Source organism: Kocuria salina (assembly GCF_013368965.1).
GTDB lineage: Bacteria > Actinomycetota > Actinomycetes > Actinomycetales > Micrococcaceae > Kocuria > Kocuria rosea.
Window position 1 is genome coordinate 213,197 of record NZ_SSSF01000003.1, and the last position, 13,842, is coordinate 227,038.

Below are 13,842 nucleotides of genomic sequence, written 5' to 3' on the forward strand. Positions count from 1 at the left end.
TGCCTCATCCGTCCGCCTCCGAGAGGGAGGTCACCGTGAGGTTCACGGCCTTGCCGCGGGCGCCGATCACGGTGAGGGCGTCCTCGGGCCGCGGCACGTGGACGTGCACGCGCCAGCGGTAGCCGTCCCCCGTCTCGGTCACCGCGCTCATGATCACGCTGGTGCCCACTTCGCTGAGCTCGTGGCGCAGCTCCGCGGCGTCCAGCGGGGTGAGCTCCACGGTGCACATCACCTCCACGCCGCCGTGCACGGTGTGCGGGGCGTCCCCGGCGCCGGCGGCCCGGGCCGCGGCGGCGTCGATCAGCGCGTCGAGGGCGTTCTCGTCGCCGGCGTCGTCGCCGCCCACGGTGCGGGCCAGGGCGTCGAAGACCACGAGCATGCCCAGGGCGCCGGCGTCGACCGTGCCGGTCTCGCGCAGGATCTCGAGCTGGTCCGGGGTGACGAGGACCGCGGCGCGGGCGGCGGTGCTGACGGCGGCCAGGAACTCCTTGAGCTGCTGGTTGGACCCGTCCTCCACGCCCTGCGGCACGGGCACGGCGGCGGCGGCCTCCAGGACGGAGAGCATGGTCCCGTCCACGGGGTCCGTCAGGACGCTCCAGGCGCGCACGTGGCCGGCGTGCAGGGCCAGCCGGACGGACTCGGCGCTCATTCTGGTGCTCCCCTCGAGGGAGCGGCCCACGGCCGTGAGGAAGACGGAGAACAGGGTGCCCGAGTTGCCGCGGGCCTCCTCGAGGGCGGCCTGGCCGGCGAGGGAGAGCAGCTCCCCGACGTCGCCGGTCTCGAGCACGGCGGCGGCCTCGGCGGCGGCGCGCACGGTGGTCGCGAGGTTGGTCCCGGTGTCGGCGTCCGCGACCGGGAAGACGTTGAGGGCGTTGAGGACGGGGCTGTGGCGCACGAGATCACGGTGGGCCAGGTCGAGCCACCGCCGCATGACGGCCGCGTTCGATCCGATCCTATGGTTCAAAGTGATCCCATCCTTCGCCGACCGGGTGCCCGAGAGCGAGGTGCGGCGCTCGTCCGTCGAGCAGCACCCGGGGGAGGGTGTCGTCGTGCGCGGGGGGCGCGGGCGCACACGAGCCTATCGCACGGAACATCCCCGGCAGCGGCACGCCCCGGGGGAAGACGGCGAGCAGCCCGTGGTCCTCGCCCCCGGTCAGCACCCAGTCGCGGGGGTCGGCGCCGAGCAGCCGGGCGGCCGGGCGCAGGGGCTCGGCGAGGCCGGCCACGGCCGCGCCGTCGAGGTCCACGACGACGCCGCTGGCGGCAGCGACCCGCCCGGCGTCGCGGAGCAGGCCGTCGGAGAGGTCGATCATCGCGGTGGCGCCGGCGCGGGCGGCCGCGGGGCCGGCGGTCACCGGGGCGCACGGCCGCAGCTGCGCCGCCGCGAGCCCGTCCAGGAGCGCGTCCCGGCCGGGCCGGTAGCGGCGGTCCTCGAGCAGCGCCACGCCCGCGGCTGCCCGCCCGGTGGTCCCGGCGAGCGCCACCGTGCCGCCCTCGCCCGCCCCGGAGCGGCGCACCGGGTCCCGGCCCTCGAGGTCGCCCGTCACCGTGGCGGTGACCGACAGCTCCCGGCCGGCGCCCAGGTCCCCGCCGACCACGGCGCAGCGGTCCGCGCCCATGGCCTCGAACCCGGCCAGGAGGCCGCGGGCGAAGTCCTCGGGCCAGGACACGGGCGTGCCCGGCGGCAGGGTGAGCGAGACGACGGCGGCCGACGGGACGGCGCCCATCGCGGCGACGTCGGCGAGGTTCTGCGCCGCGCACTTCACCCCGGTGTCGTAGCCCGTGGTGACCGCGCCGCCGGTCCAGGCGAGCCGGAAGTCCTGGTCCTGCACCTGGGTGTCCGTGGTGATCACGTACCGCCCGTCCGGGGCCGCGACCACGGCGCAGTCGTCGCCGGGGCCGAGCAGCACCAGGTCCGCTCCGGGGCGGGGGGCGGGGCGCAGGAGCAGCGGGAGCACCCTGGCCAGCAGCTCGGCCTCGGAGAGCTCCCCGACGGTGGGCCCCGGACCGGGCGGGGCGTCGGGCACGGGGGACGGCTCCGCTGGGGGTCGGGTCATGGCGCTCATCCTAACGACGGCCCCGGACGCGGGAACGGGCGCCCCCGAGGATTACGCTGGGGGCATGCCCTCGCCCTCCCTGTCCCGATCCGCCCGTGCCCTGCTGGGGGCGGGAGCCCTGGTGGCGGTCCTCGCGGGGTGCTCCCCCGCCGTCACCGTGGACCCCGCCGAGAACGCCGCCGACCCGGGGTGCGCCCCGGCGATGCTGGCCATGCCGGAGACCGTCGGCGAGCACGTGAGGCGCGAGACCACCAGCCAGGCCACCACGGCCTACGGCGAGCCCACGGCGGCGGTCGTGCGGTGCGGCGTGACCCCGCCCGGGCCCACCACGGACGCCTGCTCCTCCGTCAACGACGTCGACTGGCTGATCCGCCAGGACGAGGACGGGAGCACCTGGACCGCCACGACCTACGGCCGGGACCCGGCCGTCGAGGTGGTCTTCGACAGCACCGCCGTGGCCTCCTCCACCCTGCTGGTCGAGCTGGGCTCCGCGGTGGAGCAGATCCCCGCCGAGCGCCGGTGCCTGGACCTCCAGGACACCGTGGAGGGCCTCTGAGCCGGGGCCGGACGGAGGAGTCCGTCCCCTCCCACGGGACGTCCCGGGGCTCGGGAATAGGCCCGTGCCCCGCCCGGTTGTGGCGTGGACACGCGCGCGAGCCCACCGCGCCCCACCACCACGCCAGAAGGAGGCACATCCGTGGCCACCGATTACGACGAGCCCCGCGTCAAGCCCGAGGACGAGCCCGCCAACGAGTCCCTCGAGGTGATCCAGGCGCAGCGCAGCGCCACCGCGCAGAGCCCGGCGATCGACGTCGACGACTCGGACACGGCGGAGGGCATCGACCTGCCGGGGGCGGACCTGTCCCAGGAGGAGCTGCTCATCCAGGTGGTGCCCGAGCAGGACGACGAGTTCACCTGCATGTCCTGCTTCCTGGTCCGCCACCGCAGCCAGCTCGCCCGCGAGCAGGACGGCGCCCGGTACTGCATCGAGTGCGAGGGCTGACGGCCGCGGCACCCACCCCGGGCCCGCCCGGTCACTCGTGGCGCAGGGAGGCGATGGGGTCCTTCCGCGCGGCCCGGACGGCGGGGATCGTCCCGGCCAGGAACGCGATCCCCATGACCGAGAGCACGATCAGAGCCACCCGCCACGACTCGAACGCGAACAGCGACAGCCCCGGCAGCCCGGACAGGAACCCGTCGGCCAGCGCCCCGCTCAGGGCCGAGCCGCCGACGACGCCCGTGACGGCGCCGACGACCGCCCCGAGGAACCCGATGAAGACGGCCTCGAGGGAGAACAGGCCGAAGACCCTGCCCCCGCTCATGCCCATGGCCTTCATCAGGCCGATCTCCCGGGTCCGCTCCTGGACCGACATCAGCAGGGTGTTGACGATGCCGAGCCCGGCGGCCACGAGCGCGATGACGGCGCAGGCGTTGAGGATCCACACGATGGCGTTGATGACGGCGCGGAACATGCCGAGCTGGTCCTCCACGGTGAGCCCGAGCATGTCCTGCTCCTCCAGCCGCGCCTGGATCCCGGGGGCCAGGGCCATGTCCTCGACCGTGACCGTGGCCATCGCGAAGCTCTCCGGGACCTCCTCCGGGACGCCGCTGACCTGGTAGTCGTAGAGCCGCTCGTTGAACGTGTCCGACGGGATGGGGTTCAGGGAGGTCCCGACGAGACTGGCCTGCGTCACCCCGGAGATCGTGGCGGGGAACGCCCGGTCCTGCTCCGCCATGTTGGTCATGACCACGTCGACGCGGCCCCCGACGGCCTCCTGCGCGGAGGAGAAGCCCAGGTCGGCGACCCAGCTGTCGGGCACCGCGATCTCGTCCCGGCCCGCGGCGGGCGCTCCGCCGGCCACCATCTGCAGGCCCACGGCGTCGACGGGGATCCCCGGGGAGAGCTGGAACCGGCTGCCGTCGGCGGCCTCCAGGTAGGTGGGGGCCACGGAGTACATCGGCTTGACGGAGCGCACCCCGTCCAGGTCCTCGATGACCTCGATGTCCTCGGGTGTCAGCCCTTCGAAGGACACGCCGAACCCCGTGCGGATCCGGGTGGTGTCCGGGTCGTACTCCCGCGGGCCCGAGGTCGAGGACAGCTCGATGAGGGGCTGCGACTTCTGGACGTAGAGCGCGTCGGCGTCGCCGAACGCCGCCACGGTGTCGTCGATGTACCGGTTCACCCCGGTGCCCATGCCGGAGGTGAGGGTCAGGGCGAACGCACCGATGAAGACGGCGAGCACGGTCAGGGTGGCGCGGATCCTGGCGCGCGCGGTGTTGGCGACCGCCGAGGCCAGCAGGTCGGACCACCTCACCGGGCACCTCCGACCGCTCCGACGACGACCTCGTCGTCCGCGCCGGCGTCGTCCCCTCCGGCGGCGTCCCCTCCTGCGGCGTCCGCTCCGGCGGCGGGGGCCTGCCGGGGTGCGGGGGCGTCCACGACGAGACCGTCGTGCAGGTGCACCTGGCGTCCGCAGCGCCGGGCGAGGTCCTCGTCGTGGGTGACGACGACGAGGGTGATGCCGCGCTCCCGGTGGAGCTCGAGCAGGAGGTCCTGGACCACCGCGCCGGTGGCCGAGTCGAGGTTGCCCGTGGGCTCGTCGGCGAAGATCACGGAGGGGTCGTTGACCAGGGCCCGGGCGATCGCGACCCGCTGCTTCTGCCCGCCCGACAGGTCGGCGGCACGGCTGGAGGCCTTCTCCGCCACGTCCAGGCGCTCCAGCACGTCCAGGGCGCGGCGCCGGCGCGCTGCGGGGCGGACCCCGGCGATGCGCAGCGGAAGCACCACGTTCTCCAGGACCGTCTGGTCCGGGGTCAGGTAGAACTGCTGGAACACGAACCCGAACGCGGCGTTGCGCGTCTCGTTGAGCTCACGGGCCGTCATCGACGCCGCCGGCCTGCCGTCCAGGGACACCGTGCCGCGGGTGGGCGCGTCGAGCAGCGCGAGAAGGTGCATCAGGGTCGACTTGCCCGAGCCGGACTTCCCGACGACGGCGACGGACTCCCCGTGCCGGATGCGCAGGTCCACGCCCCGCAGCGCGGCGAAACGGGTGTCCCCCCGGCCGTGGATCTTGACCAGGTTCTCGGCCTCGAGCACCGCGGACGTCATCGAATTCCCCCTGTCGGGGCGACCGTCCCCCCGGACGGCCGCCGCGGGACCACGTCCCTCCCCCATCATGTGCGCAAGCGAATGGTGGCGGCGACCCGATCCGTGTCCCCACTAGTGCTGTCCCATGCCCCGCGCGGACCGGGACGGCTGCGGAGGACACCCCCGGCGGACCGGTCACGAGGGGCCGGAGGCGCTCGCCGGGTCCGGTGCTGCAGGCCGGGACTCCTCCCGTCACGTAACAGTTCACCCTTGCTAATGCCGGGATGTGGACGATAGTTAACAGCACAGCTGTTCTTCGGCAGGGGGTTCCGGCTCCGGGGGACGGGCGCACGCCCCGTCCGCGCCGAACGACGAGCGGCACGACGTGACGGGGGTCCGTCCGCGCGGGGGCGCGGCAAGGACCCCGGTGGGGCCGTGCGGCGCGCTGGCGGTCCTGGGGTGGGCCCGGGCCGACTACGGAGTACAGGAGACGCATCGACATGACAACTACGAGAAGACTGGCTGTTGCCGGTGCCTCGGCGACCGTGCTGGTGGGGGGCCTGTTCCTGGGCGTCCCGGCGGCCGTCGCGGCACCTGACGACGCCCCGCCGGTCGACGCCCCACCGGGCGCGGCCGCATCCACCGAGGTGGCCGGTGCCGTGGCGGAGCTGCCGGCCGCGGTGCCCGCGGACGTCCCGGTCGCCGAGGTCCTGGTCGCCGAGGCGGCTCCGCCCGCACCGGCGGAGGTCCCGGTCGCCGAGCCCGCACCGGTCGTCGCCGACGTGGCGGCGCCCGAGCTGCCGGCCGCGGCCCTCGCGGACGTCCCGGTCGCCGCGCCCGTGGACGTCCCGGCTGCCGCGCCCGTGGACGTGCCGGCCGCCGCGCCCGTGGACGTGCCGGCCGCCGAGGAGGTCCTGCCCGCACCGGCGGAGGCGCCGGCTCCGTTCGTGGCCGACGTGGCGCCGGAGGCACCGGCGCTGTCCGACGCGGCACCCGCCGCGCCGGCCGCAGCCGCGGTCCAGCAGGAGGTGGTCCCGGAGCTCGCGCCCCAGGAGGCCGCCGCCGGGGCCGCGAACGCGGGGCTCAACGTGGACACCCGCCTCACCGCGGCACCGATGGGGCAGGCGGCCGGCGCCGGCCTGCTCACGGCGCTGCTCGCGGCGGCAGTGGCCCTTCCCGGTGCGCTCGCGTACCGGGCCCGGAGGCTCGGGCGCAGCGGCGCCTGAGCCGCGTGCCGTGCCGGTGGTGCCCGCGGGGCGGCGCCGGCACGGCACCGACCCCGGCGGAACGCGCCGGGTCGGAGAACAGGTCAGGTCGGAGGAGGACAGCACAGCATGGCAACGAGCACCGTGGCGGGACCGCCGCGCCCCGTCCCGGCCGAGGAGAGGGATCCCCTGGTCCGGCGGGCGGCGGTGGTGACGCTGTGCGCGGCCGTGCTGTGGGTGGCGCTCATGAACCAGTGGTTCCTCGCCCAGCACCTCCTGGGGCACGTGCCGGCCGCGGCGTCGCCGGTGCGCCTGAGCATAGACTCGGTCGGCTTCGACGCCGACGTGCTCCCCTACGACCCGACCGACGAGGACCTCGAGGGCGGCTCGCTCGTGCCTCCGCAGACCTACAGCGGCTACCGGCTCACGCCGTACGGGATGCCCGGCGAGGGGTCGACGAACACCACGTACATCGCGGGGCACAGCTACGACAAGGTGGAGCTGCCCTTCAACAAGCTGAGCGACCCGACCCTGGTCGGGGAGGAGCTCGAGGTCGAGACCGTGGACGGGACCCTCGACTACGTGGTGGACTCGGTGACCACCTACGAGAAGGACACGCTGAAGGACAGCGAGATCTGGCGGATCGTCCCGAACCGCATCGTCCTGATCAGCTGCTACACCCAGGACGCGGTCGGCAAGAACGTCGTCGTCACCGCGTCGCCCGCTGCGTGAGCCGGGGGCTCCGCCCCCGGTGGCGTGCCGCGGCTCAGCGCAGCCCGACCGGCCGTTCCAGGGCGAGGCCCAGGAGCTCGTCGATCAGCTCGGCGTAGTCGAGCCCGGAGGCGGCCCACATCCGGGGGTACATCGAGATCGGTGTGAAACCGGGCATCGTGTTGATCTCGTTGATGACCACCCGCCCGTCGGGGGTGTAGAAGAAGTCGGCCCGGCACAGGCCCTCCCCGTCCAGCGCCTCGAACGCGGTCACGGCGCTGCGGCGGATCGTCCCGATCGCCTCCTGCGGCAGGTCCGCGGGGCAGCTGAGCCGCGCGGAGGCCTGGGAGACGTACTTCGCCTCGAAGTCGTAGAACGCGTGCTCGTCGACGATCTCGATCTCGCCGGGCATGGAGGTCCGGGCGGCGGCGGTCCCGCGGCCCTGGAGGACGGCGCACTCGATCTCCCGCCCCACGATCCCCGCCTCGACCACCAGCTTGCGGTCGTGCTCGCGGGCGGTCTCGATCGCGGCGTCCAGATCCTCGGCGCGCTCCACCTTCGTGATGCCGAAGGAGGACCCCGCCCGGGCGGGCTTGACGAACACGGGGAAGCCCAGCGCGGCGATGCGCTCGCGCACGTCCTGGGGGTCCACGGCCCACTGCCGGTCGGTCACCACGGTGTAGGGGCCCACCGCCAGGCCCGCCGCCTCGAAGGCGAGCTTCATGAAGTGCTTGTCCATCCCCACCGCCGAGGCCGTGACCCCGCAGCCCACGTAGCGCAGGTCGGCGAGCTCGAGCAGACCCTGCAGGGTGCCGTCCTCGCCGAAGGGCCCGTGCAGCAGGGGCAGCACCACGTCGATGTGCCGGTCCCGGCTGACGGTCTGCCCGCAGGGACCGTCCTGGCGCACGATGAGCTCGCTCTCCCCGACCTTCAGCGGCAGGCTCACGAGCTCGTCGCCCACGGGCAGCTCCGCGATCGGGTTCGCGTCCAGCAGCGCCTCCAGCTCCTCCTGCGGGCAGAGGAACCACTCGCCGGAGGTGGCGATGCCGACGGTCACCACGTCCCACTTGTCCCGGTCGATGGCGCGCAGGACCCCGAGGGCGGTGATGAGGGAGATGGAGTGCTCGCTGGAGCGTCCGCCGAACAGCACGGCGACGCAGGGGCGGGGGGTCATGGGGCGGTCCCTTCGGATTTGATCTCGCGGCCCAGCAGGAGCGGGGCCACGTCGTCGATGGTGATCTCCTCGCGGAGGATGGCCACGACGGCCTCGGTGATGGGCATGTCCACGCCGTGGCGGCGGGCCAGGGCGAGCACGGCGGGGGCGGACTTGATGCCCTCGGCGGTCTGGGTCATCTCCTCCTGGACCTCCGCCGGGGTGAGGCCCAGGCCGAGGAGCCGGCCCGCGGTGCGGTTGCGGGACAGCGGGGAGGAGCAGGTGGCCACGAGGTCGCCCAGTCCGGCGAGGCCGGAGAGGGTCTCCAGCCTCCCGCCGAGGGCGAGCGCGAGCCGGGTCGTCTCGGCGAGCCCGCGGGTGATGATGGAGGCCTTCGAGTTCTCCCCGAAGTGGCGGCCGTCGGCGATGCCCACCCCGAGGGCGATGACGTTCTTGACGACGCCGCCGATCTCGGTGCCCACCACGTCCGTGTTCGTGTAGGGGCGGAAGTAGCGGGTCCGGCAGGCGTGGGCCACCCAGGTGGCCAGGTCCGTGGCGGGGGCCGCCACGACGGAGGCCGTGGGCTGCTCCTCGGCGATCTCCATGGCCAGGTTGGGCCCGGACAGCACGCACGTGCGCGCCCGCCAGTGCCGGGGGCCCAGCCCGGTGGCCCGCCCCAGCTCCTCGGCGACGACCTCGCTCATCCGCAGCCCCGTGTCCCGCTCGAGCCCCTTGGCGAGGGACAGCACCACGGCGTCGCGCTCGAGGTGTCCGGCCACGGCGGTCAGCTGGGCGCGCAGGGACTGGGCGGGCACGGCGAGGACCACGAGGTCCGCGCCGCGCACGGCGGCGGCGAGGTCGGCGGTGATCTCCAGGCGCTCGGGCAGCCGGATGCCGGGCACGTAGCGGTCGTTGACGCGGGTGCGCGCGGTGTGGTCCATCGCGGGGGAGCTGCGTCCCCACAGGGCCACGGTCCGCCCGATCGGCTCGGCCCGGGCGTGGGCGGACTCGCGGGCGCTGTCGGCGAGGATCTTGGCGAAGGTCGTGCCCCAGGACCCGGCGCCCAGCACGGCGATCCTCCGCGGCCCGGCGGCGGGCAGGCCGCCGGCAGGGGCCGCGGCGGTCTCGGGGGGCGTCACAGGCGGCCTCCCCGGCGCCGGTCCCAGAGGACTGCCGGCGCGTCCGTGCCGCGCAGCACCGCGAGCTCCCGGGTCACGGCGCGCATGACGGCGTCGGTGGCGTCCTCGAGCCGCGCCGCATGGCGGCCCACCGGATGGGTCAGGTCGGGGACGTCGTCCCGCCACGGGGTGAGGTCCACGGGCGGGCCGATCCGCACGCGCACGTCCTTCCGGGGGAACAGGCTGACCGTGCGCCGGCCGGTGGAGCGGTCGTGGTCGAGGACCTCCTGGTCCCCCCAGTGCGCCACCGGGACCACCGGGGCCCCGGTCGCGAGGGCCAGGCGCGCGGCGCCCGTGTGCCCGGTCATCGGCCACCGGTCGGGGTCCCGGGTGAGGGTGCCCTCGGGGTAGATCACCACGGCGCCGCCGGAGGCGAGCTCGGCGCGGGCGGCCGTGAGCGCCGCCGCGGCGTCGGCCGTGCCGCGCAGCACGGGGACCTGGCCGGTGGCCCGGAGCACCGTCCCCACCCCGGGGGCGCGGAACAGGGACTCCTTCGCCAGGAACCGCGGCATGATCCCGTTGTCGTAGAGCGTGATCGCGACCGTCAGGGGGTCGAGCTCGGTGAGGTGGTTGGGCACCACGATGAACCCGCCCTCGGCGGGCAGGTGCTCCTCCCCCGTCCAGCGCAGCCGGGCCGCCAGCCGGTAGGCCGGCTTGACGACGCCCGCGAGCACGCGGAACAGGCGGCGGTTCGAGGTGCGGCTCATCGGCGGGCCCGGCTCACTCGCCGTCGAGCTCGAAGGACGCCCCGAGCCCCGTCAGCTTGTCGGTGAAGTGCTCGTAGCCGCGCTCGATGAGCTCCACGCCGGTGACGTGGGACGTGCCCTCGGCGGCCATCGCCGCGATGAGGTGGGAGAAGCCGCCGCGGAGGTCGGGGATGTTGATCTCGGAGGCCTGCAGCGGGGTGGGCCCGGAGATCACGGCCGAGTGCACGAAGTTGCGCTGGCCGAAGCGGCACGGCACGGAGCCCAGGCACTCGCGGTGCAGCTGGATCGTGGCCCCCATCCGGTTGAGGGCGGCGGTGAAGCCGAAGCGGTTCTCGTAGACGGTCTCGTGCACGATGGACACGCCCGTGGCCTGGGTCAGGGCGACCACGAGCGGCTGCTGCCAGTCGGTCATGAAGCCGGGGTGGACGTCGGTCTCCACGATGAGCGGGTTGAGGTCCCCGCCGGGGTGGTAGAAGCGGATGCCCTCCTCCCGGATGTCGAGGCCCCCGCCGATCTTGCGGAACGTGTTGAGGAAGGTCATCATGTCGGACTGCCGGGCCCCGGCCACGAAGATGTCGCCGCCGGTGGCGAGCGCGGCGGAGCCCCAGGAGGCGGCCTCGATGCGGTCCGGCATGGCCCGGTGCCGGTAGCCGGTGAGCTCGGGGACGCCCTCGATGCGGATCACCCGGTCGGTCTGGACGGTGATGATGGCGCCCATCTTCTGCAGGATCGCGATGAGGTCCATGATCTCGGGCTCGGTGGCGGCGCCGCGCAGCTCGGTGTGGCCGTCGGCCCGGGTGGCGGTGAGCAGCACCTGCTCGGTCGCGCCGACCGAGGGGTAGGGCAGCTCCACCTTGGCGCCGTGCAGGCCGTGCGGGGCGCTCATCCGGATCCCGGACTCCAGCTTCTCGACACGGGCGCCGAAGTGGCGCAGCACGTCGAGGTGGTAGTTGATGGGCCGGTCGCCGATCTTGCACCCGCCGAGGTCGGGGATGAACGCCTCGCCGATGGCGTGCAGCAGGGGCCCGCACAGCAGGATCGGGATCCGCGAGTCCCCGGCGTGGGCGTCGATGTCCGCGTGCCGCGCCGTGGTGACGTTGCAGGGGTCCAGGGACAGCCGGCCGTCCTCGCGCCCCACGTCGACCCCGTGCAGCGCCAGCAGGTTGGTGACGACCTGGACGTCCTTGATCTGGGGCACGTTCTCCAGGACGGACGGTGTGGAGCCCAGGAGGGCGGCCACCATGGCCTTGGGGACGAGGTTCTTGGCACCTCGCACGGTGACCTGCCCGGACAGGGGGATTCCGCCCGTGATGTGCAGTGCGCTGCTCATGACCTTCCGATCTGCTGTTGCCGGGCCACCCCCGAGCGGGAGCGGCACCCGTACAGTGTAGGTTCCCCGGCGCGGGCCCCCGCACAGGGGCGGGCGTCGTGCGTGTCCGGGACAGCACGACGGCCCGGCGGGCCGTGGGAGGCTCCGCCGGGCCGTGCCGGGCGTGACGGGGTCAGGTGCGGGCGGGCAGCGTGGTCGGCTTGAAGGCGGGACGGCCCGCCTCGAACGCGGCGATGTCCTCCTCGCGCTGGAGGGTGAGCCCGATGTCGTCGAGGCCCTCCATGAGGCGCCAGCGCGTGTAGTCGTCGATCGTGAACGGCACCGTCACCGTGTCGCACGTCACCGTGCGGGACTCGAGGTCGACCTCGATCTCGGTGCCGGGGTGCTCCTCGATCAGCTTCCACAGCAGCTCGACGTCCGCCTGGTCGACCTGCGCGGCCAGCAGCCCCTGCTTGCCCGAGTTGCCGCGGAAGATGTCCGCGAACCGGGAGGAGATGACGGCCTGGAAGCCGTAGTCGCGCAGCGCCCACACCGCGTGCTCCCGGGAGGAGCCGGTGCCGAAGTCGGGCCCGGCCACCAGCACGGAGCCGTGCCGGTACGGCTCCCGGTTGAGCACGAAGTCCTCGTTCTTGCGCCAGGCGGCGAACAGGGCGTCCTCGAAGCCGGTCTTGGTGATCCGCTTGAGGTAGACGGCCGGGATGATCTGGTCGGTGTCCACGTTGGACTGGCGCAGCGGGACGCCGACACCCCGGTGGGTGGTGAACTTCTCCATGGCAGGGCCTTTCTGGGCTTCGGGTCGAGGGCTCAGGCGCCGGCGGACGCGAGATCCGTGGGGGCGCCGGCGGGCTCGAGGTCGGACGGGGAGGACAGCGTGCCGCGCACCGCGGTGGCGGCGGCCACCACGGGCGAGACGAGGTGGGTGCGCCCGCCCTTGCCCTGCCGGCCCTCGAAGTTGCGGTTCGACGTCGAGGCGCACCGCTCGCCGGGGGCGAGCTGGTCCGGGTTCATGCCCAGGCACATCGAGCAGCCCGCGAAGCGCCAGTCCGCGCCGAAGTCCTTGAACACCCGGTCCAGGCCCTCGGCCTCGGCCTGCAGCCGCACCTTGGCCGAGCCCGGCACCACCATCATCCGGACGTTCTGCGCCTTGGCGCGGCCCTTGACGATCTCCGCCGCCGCCCGCAGGTCCTCGATCCGGGAGTTGGTGCAGGAGCCCAGGAAGACGGTGTCCACCGGGATCTCCTTCATCGGGGTGCCGGCGGCCAGGCCCATGTACTCGAGGGCCCGGCGGGCGTTGGCCTTGTCGTTCTCGTCCCCGATGTCCTCGGGGTCGGGGACGGCCTGGGACAGGGGGACGCCCTGGCCGGGGTTGGTGCCCCAGGTGACGAACGGCTCGAGCTCGTCCGCGTCGAGGAAGACCTCGGCGTCGAAGACGGCGTCCTCGTCGGTGCGCAGGGTCCGCCAGTACTCGACGGCCGCGTCCCAGTCGGCGCCCTGCGGCGCGTGCGGGCGGCCCTGGACGTAGTCGAACGTGGTGTCGTCGGGGGCGATCATGCCCGCGCGGGCGCCGGCCTCGATCGACATGTTGCAGATGGTCATCCGAGCCTCCATGGACAGGGCGCGGATGGCCGAGCCCCGGTACTCCAGGACGTAGCCCTGTCCGCCGCCGGTGCCGATCTTGGCGATCACGGCCAGGATGATGTCCTTGGCGGACACCCCCGGGCGCAGCGTGCCCTCGACGTTGATGGCCATGGTCCGGAACGGGGCGAGCGGCAGCGTCTGGGTGGCCATCACGTGCTCGACCTCGGAGGTGCCGATGCCGAAGGCCAGGGCCCCGAACGCGCCGTGGGTGGAGGTGTGGGAGTCGCCGCAGACCACGGTCATCCCGGGCTGGGTGAGGCCCAGCTGGGGGCCCACCACGTGCACGATGCCCTGCTCGGCGTCCCCGAGCGGGTGCAGGCGCACGCCGAACTCGGCGCAGTTGGCCCGCAGGGTCTCGATCTGCTTGCGGGACGTGTCGTCGGCGATGCGGGAGAAGATGTCCTGCGTGGGCGTGTTGTGGTCCTCGGTGGCGATCGTGAGCTCGGGCCGGCGCAGCGGGCGGCCCGCCAGGCGCAGCCCCTCGAAGGCCTGCGGCGAGGTGACCTCGTGGAGCAGGTGGAGGTCGATGTAGAGCAGGTCCGGTCGCCCGTCCTCGCCCTGGCGCACGAGGTGGTCCGCCCAGACCTTCTCGGCGAGGGTGCGCCCGCCCCGGGGCCCGGAGGGTGCGGCGGAGGTCGTGGAGGGGGTCGAGGACTGGTAGTCCGGCATGGCGGATCCTTCCGTGCTGCCTGTGCAACGTGTTTCCTCCATGGTCGGCGCCCGGCTCGCGACGGGCCAGCTTTCGGGCTTGCTTCTCACATTCTGAGACGTCAGT

General features: G+C 74.0%; 14 protein-coding genes. 4 read left to right on the plus strand and 10 right to left on the minus strand.

The genetic code is table 11. From position 1 onward, the window contains the following. Window positions 1-4: 4 nt before the first annotated feature. Window positions 5-964 carry a DAK2 domain-containing protein gene (locus tag E7Z53_RS07730; protein WP_313960165.1) on the minus strand — a complete coding sequence of 320 codons (960 nt, stop codon included), beginning with the start codon at window positions 962-964 and terminating at the stop codon, window positions 5-7. Beyond that, window positions 954-2,057 (minus strand): thiamine-phosphate kinase, encoded by a 1,104-nt coding sequence (gene thiL / locus E7Z53_RS07735; protein WP_217905563.1) that lies wholly within the window; start codon window positions 2,055-2,057, stop codon window positions 954-956. Before thiL ends, E7Z53_RS07730 begins: the two co-directional genes overlap by 11 nt. A gap of 64 nt (window positions 2,058-2,121) precedes the next feature. Between thiL and E7Z53_RS07740 the strand changes: the two genes are divergently transcribed. Together E7Z53_RS07740 and E7Z53_RS07745 are read left to right on the plus strand one after the other, a co-directional pair. Beyond that, window positions 2,122-2,613, plus strand: coding sequence for a DUF3515 family protein (locus E7Z53_RS07740; RefSeq protein WP_017833184.1), 492 nt, complete (start codon window positions 2,122-2,124; stop codon window positions 2,611-2,613). A gap of 141 nt (window positions 2,614-2,754) precedes the next feature. Further along, complete coding sequence (locus E7Z53_RS07745; RefSeq protein ID WP_017833185.1) at window positions 2,755-3,060, plus strand: DUF4193 domain-containing protein; 306 nt, start codon at window positions 2,755-2,757, stop codon at window positions 3,058-3,060. Window positions 3,061-3,091: 31 nt separating this feature from the next. Here the strand turns inward: E7Z53_RS07745 and E7Z53_RS07750 are convergent, their stop codons facing one another. Together E7Z53_RS07750 and E7Z53_RS07755 are read right to left on the minus strand one after the other, a co-directional pair. Next, window positions 3,092-4,372: an ABC transporter permease gene (locus E7Z53_RS07750; protein ID WP_035928937.1), complete on the minus strand. Its 1,281-nt coding sequence runs from the start codon at window positions 4,370-4,372 to the stop codon at window positions 3,092-3,094. Further along, a complete protein-coding gene (locus E7Z53_RS07755; protein WP_176337513.1) occupies window positions 4,369-5,166 on the minus strand; it encodes an ABC transporter ATP-binding protein in 798 nt (265 codons plus the stop codon). Before E7Z53_RS07755 ends, E7Z53_RS07750 begins: the two co-directional genes overlap by 4 nt. Before the next feature lie 479 nt (window positions 5,167-5,645). Here E7Z53_RS07755 and E7Z53_RS07760 point away from each other — a divergent pair, with 479 nt between their 5' ends. Together E7Z53_RS07760 and E7Z53_RS07765 are read left to right on the plus strand one after the other, a co-directional pair. Continuing rightward, complete coding sequence (locus E7Z53_RS07760; protein WP_176337514.1) at window positions 5,646-6,371, plus strand: hypothetical protein; 726 nt, start codon at window positions 5,646-5,648, stop codon at window positions 6,369-6,371. 108 nt (window positions 6,372-6,479) lie between these two features. After that, entirely contained in the window at window positions 6,480-7,082 is a 603-nt protein-coding gene (locus E7Z53_RS07765) for a class F sortase (protein ID WP_017833189.1), read from the plus strand. A 34-nt stretch (window positions 7,083-7,116) separates the two neighbouring features. On the opposite strand, the gene E7Z53_RS07770 is transcribed toward E7Z53_RS07765, so the two are convergent. The 6 genes from E7Z53_RS07770 to leuC form a co-directional block, all read right to left on the minus strand. After that, the gene (locus tag E7Z53_RS07770) at window positions 7,117-8,235 is read right to left on the minus strand and encodes a D-alanine--D-alanine ligase family protein (protein ID WP_017833190.1); all 1,119 of its coding nucleotides are present in this window, start codon (window positions 8,233-8,235) and stop codon (window positions 7,117-7,119) included. Continuing rightward, entirely contained in the window at window positions 8,232-9,353 is a 1,122-nt protein-coding gene (locus E7Z53_RS07775; protein ID WP_052133052.1) for an NAD(P)H-dependent glycerol-3-phosphate dehydrogenase, read from the minus strand. The genes E7Z53_RS07770 and E7Z53_RS07775 overlap by 4 nt, the downstream gene beginning before the upstream one ends. Next, window positions 9,350-10,099 carry a lysophospholipid acyltransferase family protein gene (locus tag E7Z53_RS07780; protein ID WP_017833192.1) on the minus strand — a complete coding sequence of 250 codons (750 nt, stop codon included), beginning with the start codon at window positions 10,097-10,099 and terminating at the stop codon, window positions 9,350-9,352. The genes E7Z53_RS07775 and E7Z53_RS07780 overlap by 4 nt, the downstream gene beginning before the upstream one ends. 13 nt (window positions 10,100-10,112) lie before the next feature. Further along, entirely contained in the window at window positions 10,113-11,429 is a 1,317-nt protein-coding gene (gene murA, locus E7Z53_RS07785; protein ID WP_095651676.1) for a UDP-N-acetylglucosamine 1-carboxyvinyltransferase, read from the minus strand. Between the two features lie 172 nt (window positions 11,430-11,601). Further along, window positions 11,602-12,201 carry a 3-isopropylmalate dehydratase small subunit gene (leuD, locus tag E7Z53_RS07790; RefSeq protein WP_017833194.1) on the minus strand — a complete coding sequence of 200 codons (600 nt, stop codon included), beginning with the start codon at window positions 12,199-12,201 and terminating at the stop codon, window positions 11,602-11,604. Between the two features lie 32 nt (window positions 12,202-12,233). Beyond that, window positions 12,234-13,736, minus strand: coding sequence for a 3-isopropylmalate dehydratase large subunit (leuC, locus tag E7Z53_RS07795; protein WP_035928931.1), 1,503 nt, complete (start codon window positions 13,734-13,736; stop codon window positions 12,234-12,236). Window positions 13,737-13,842: the final 106 nt, after the last annotated feature.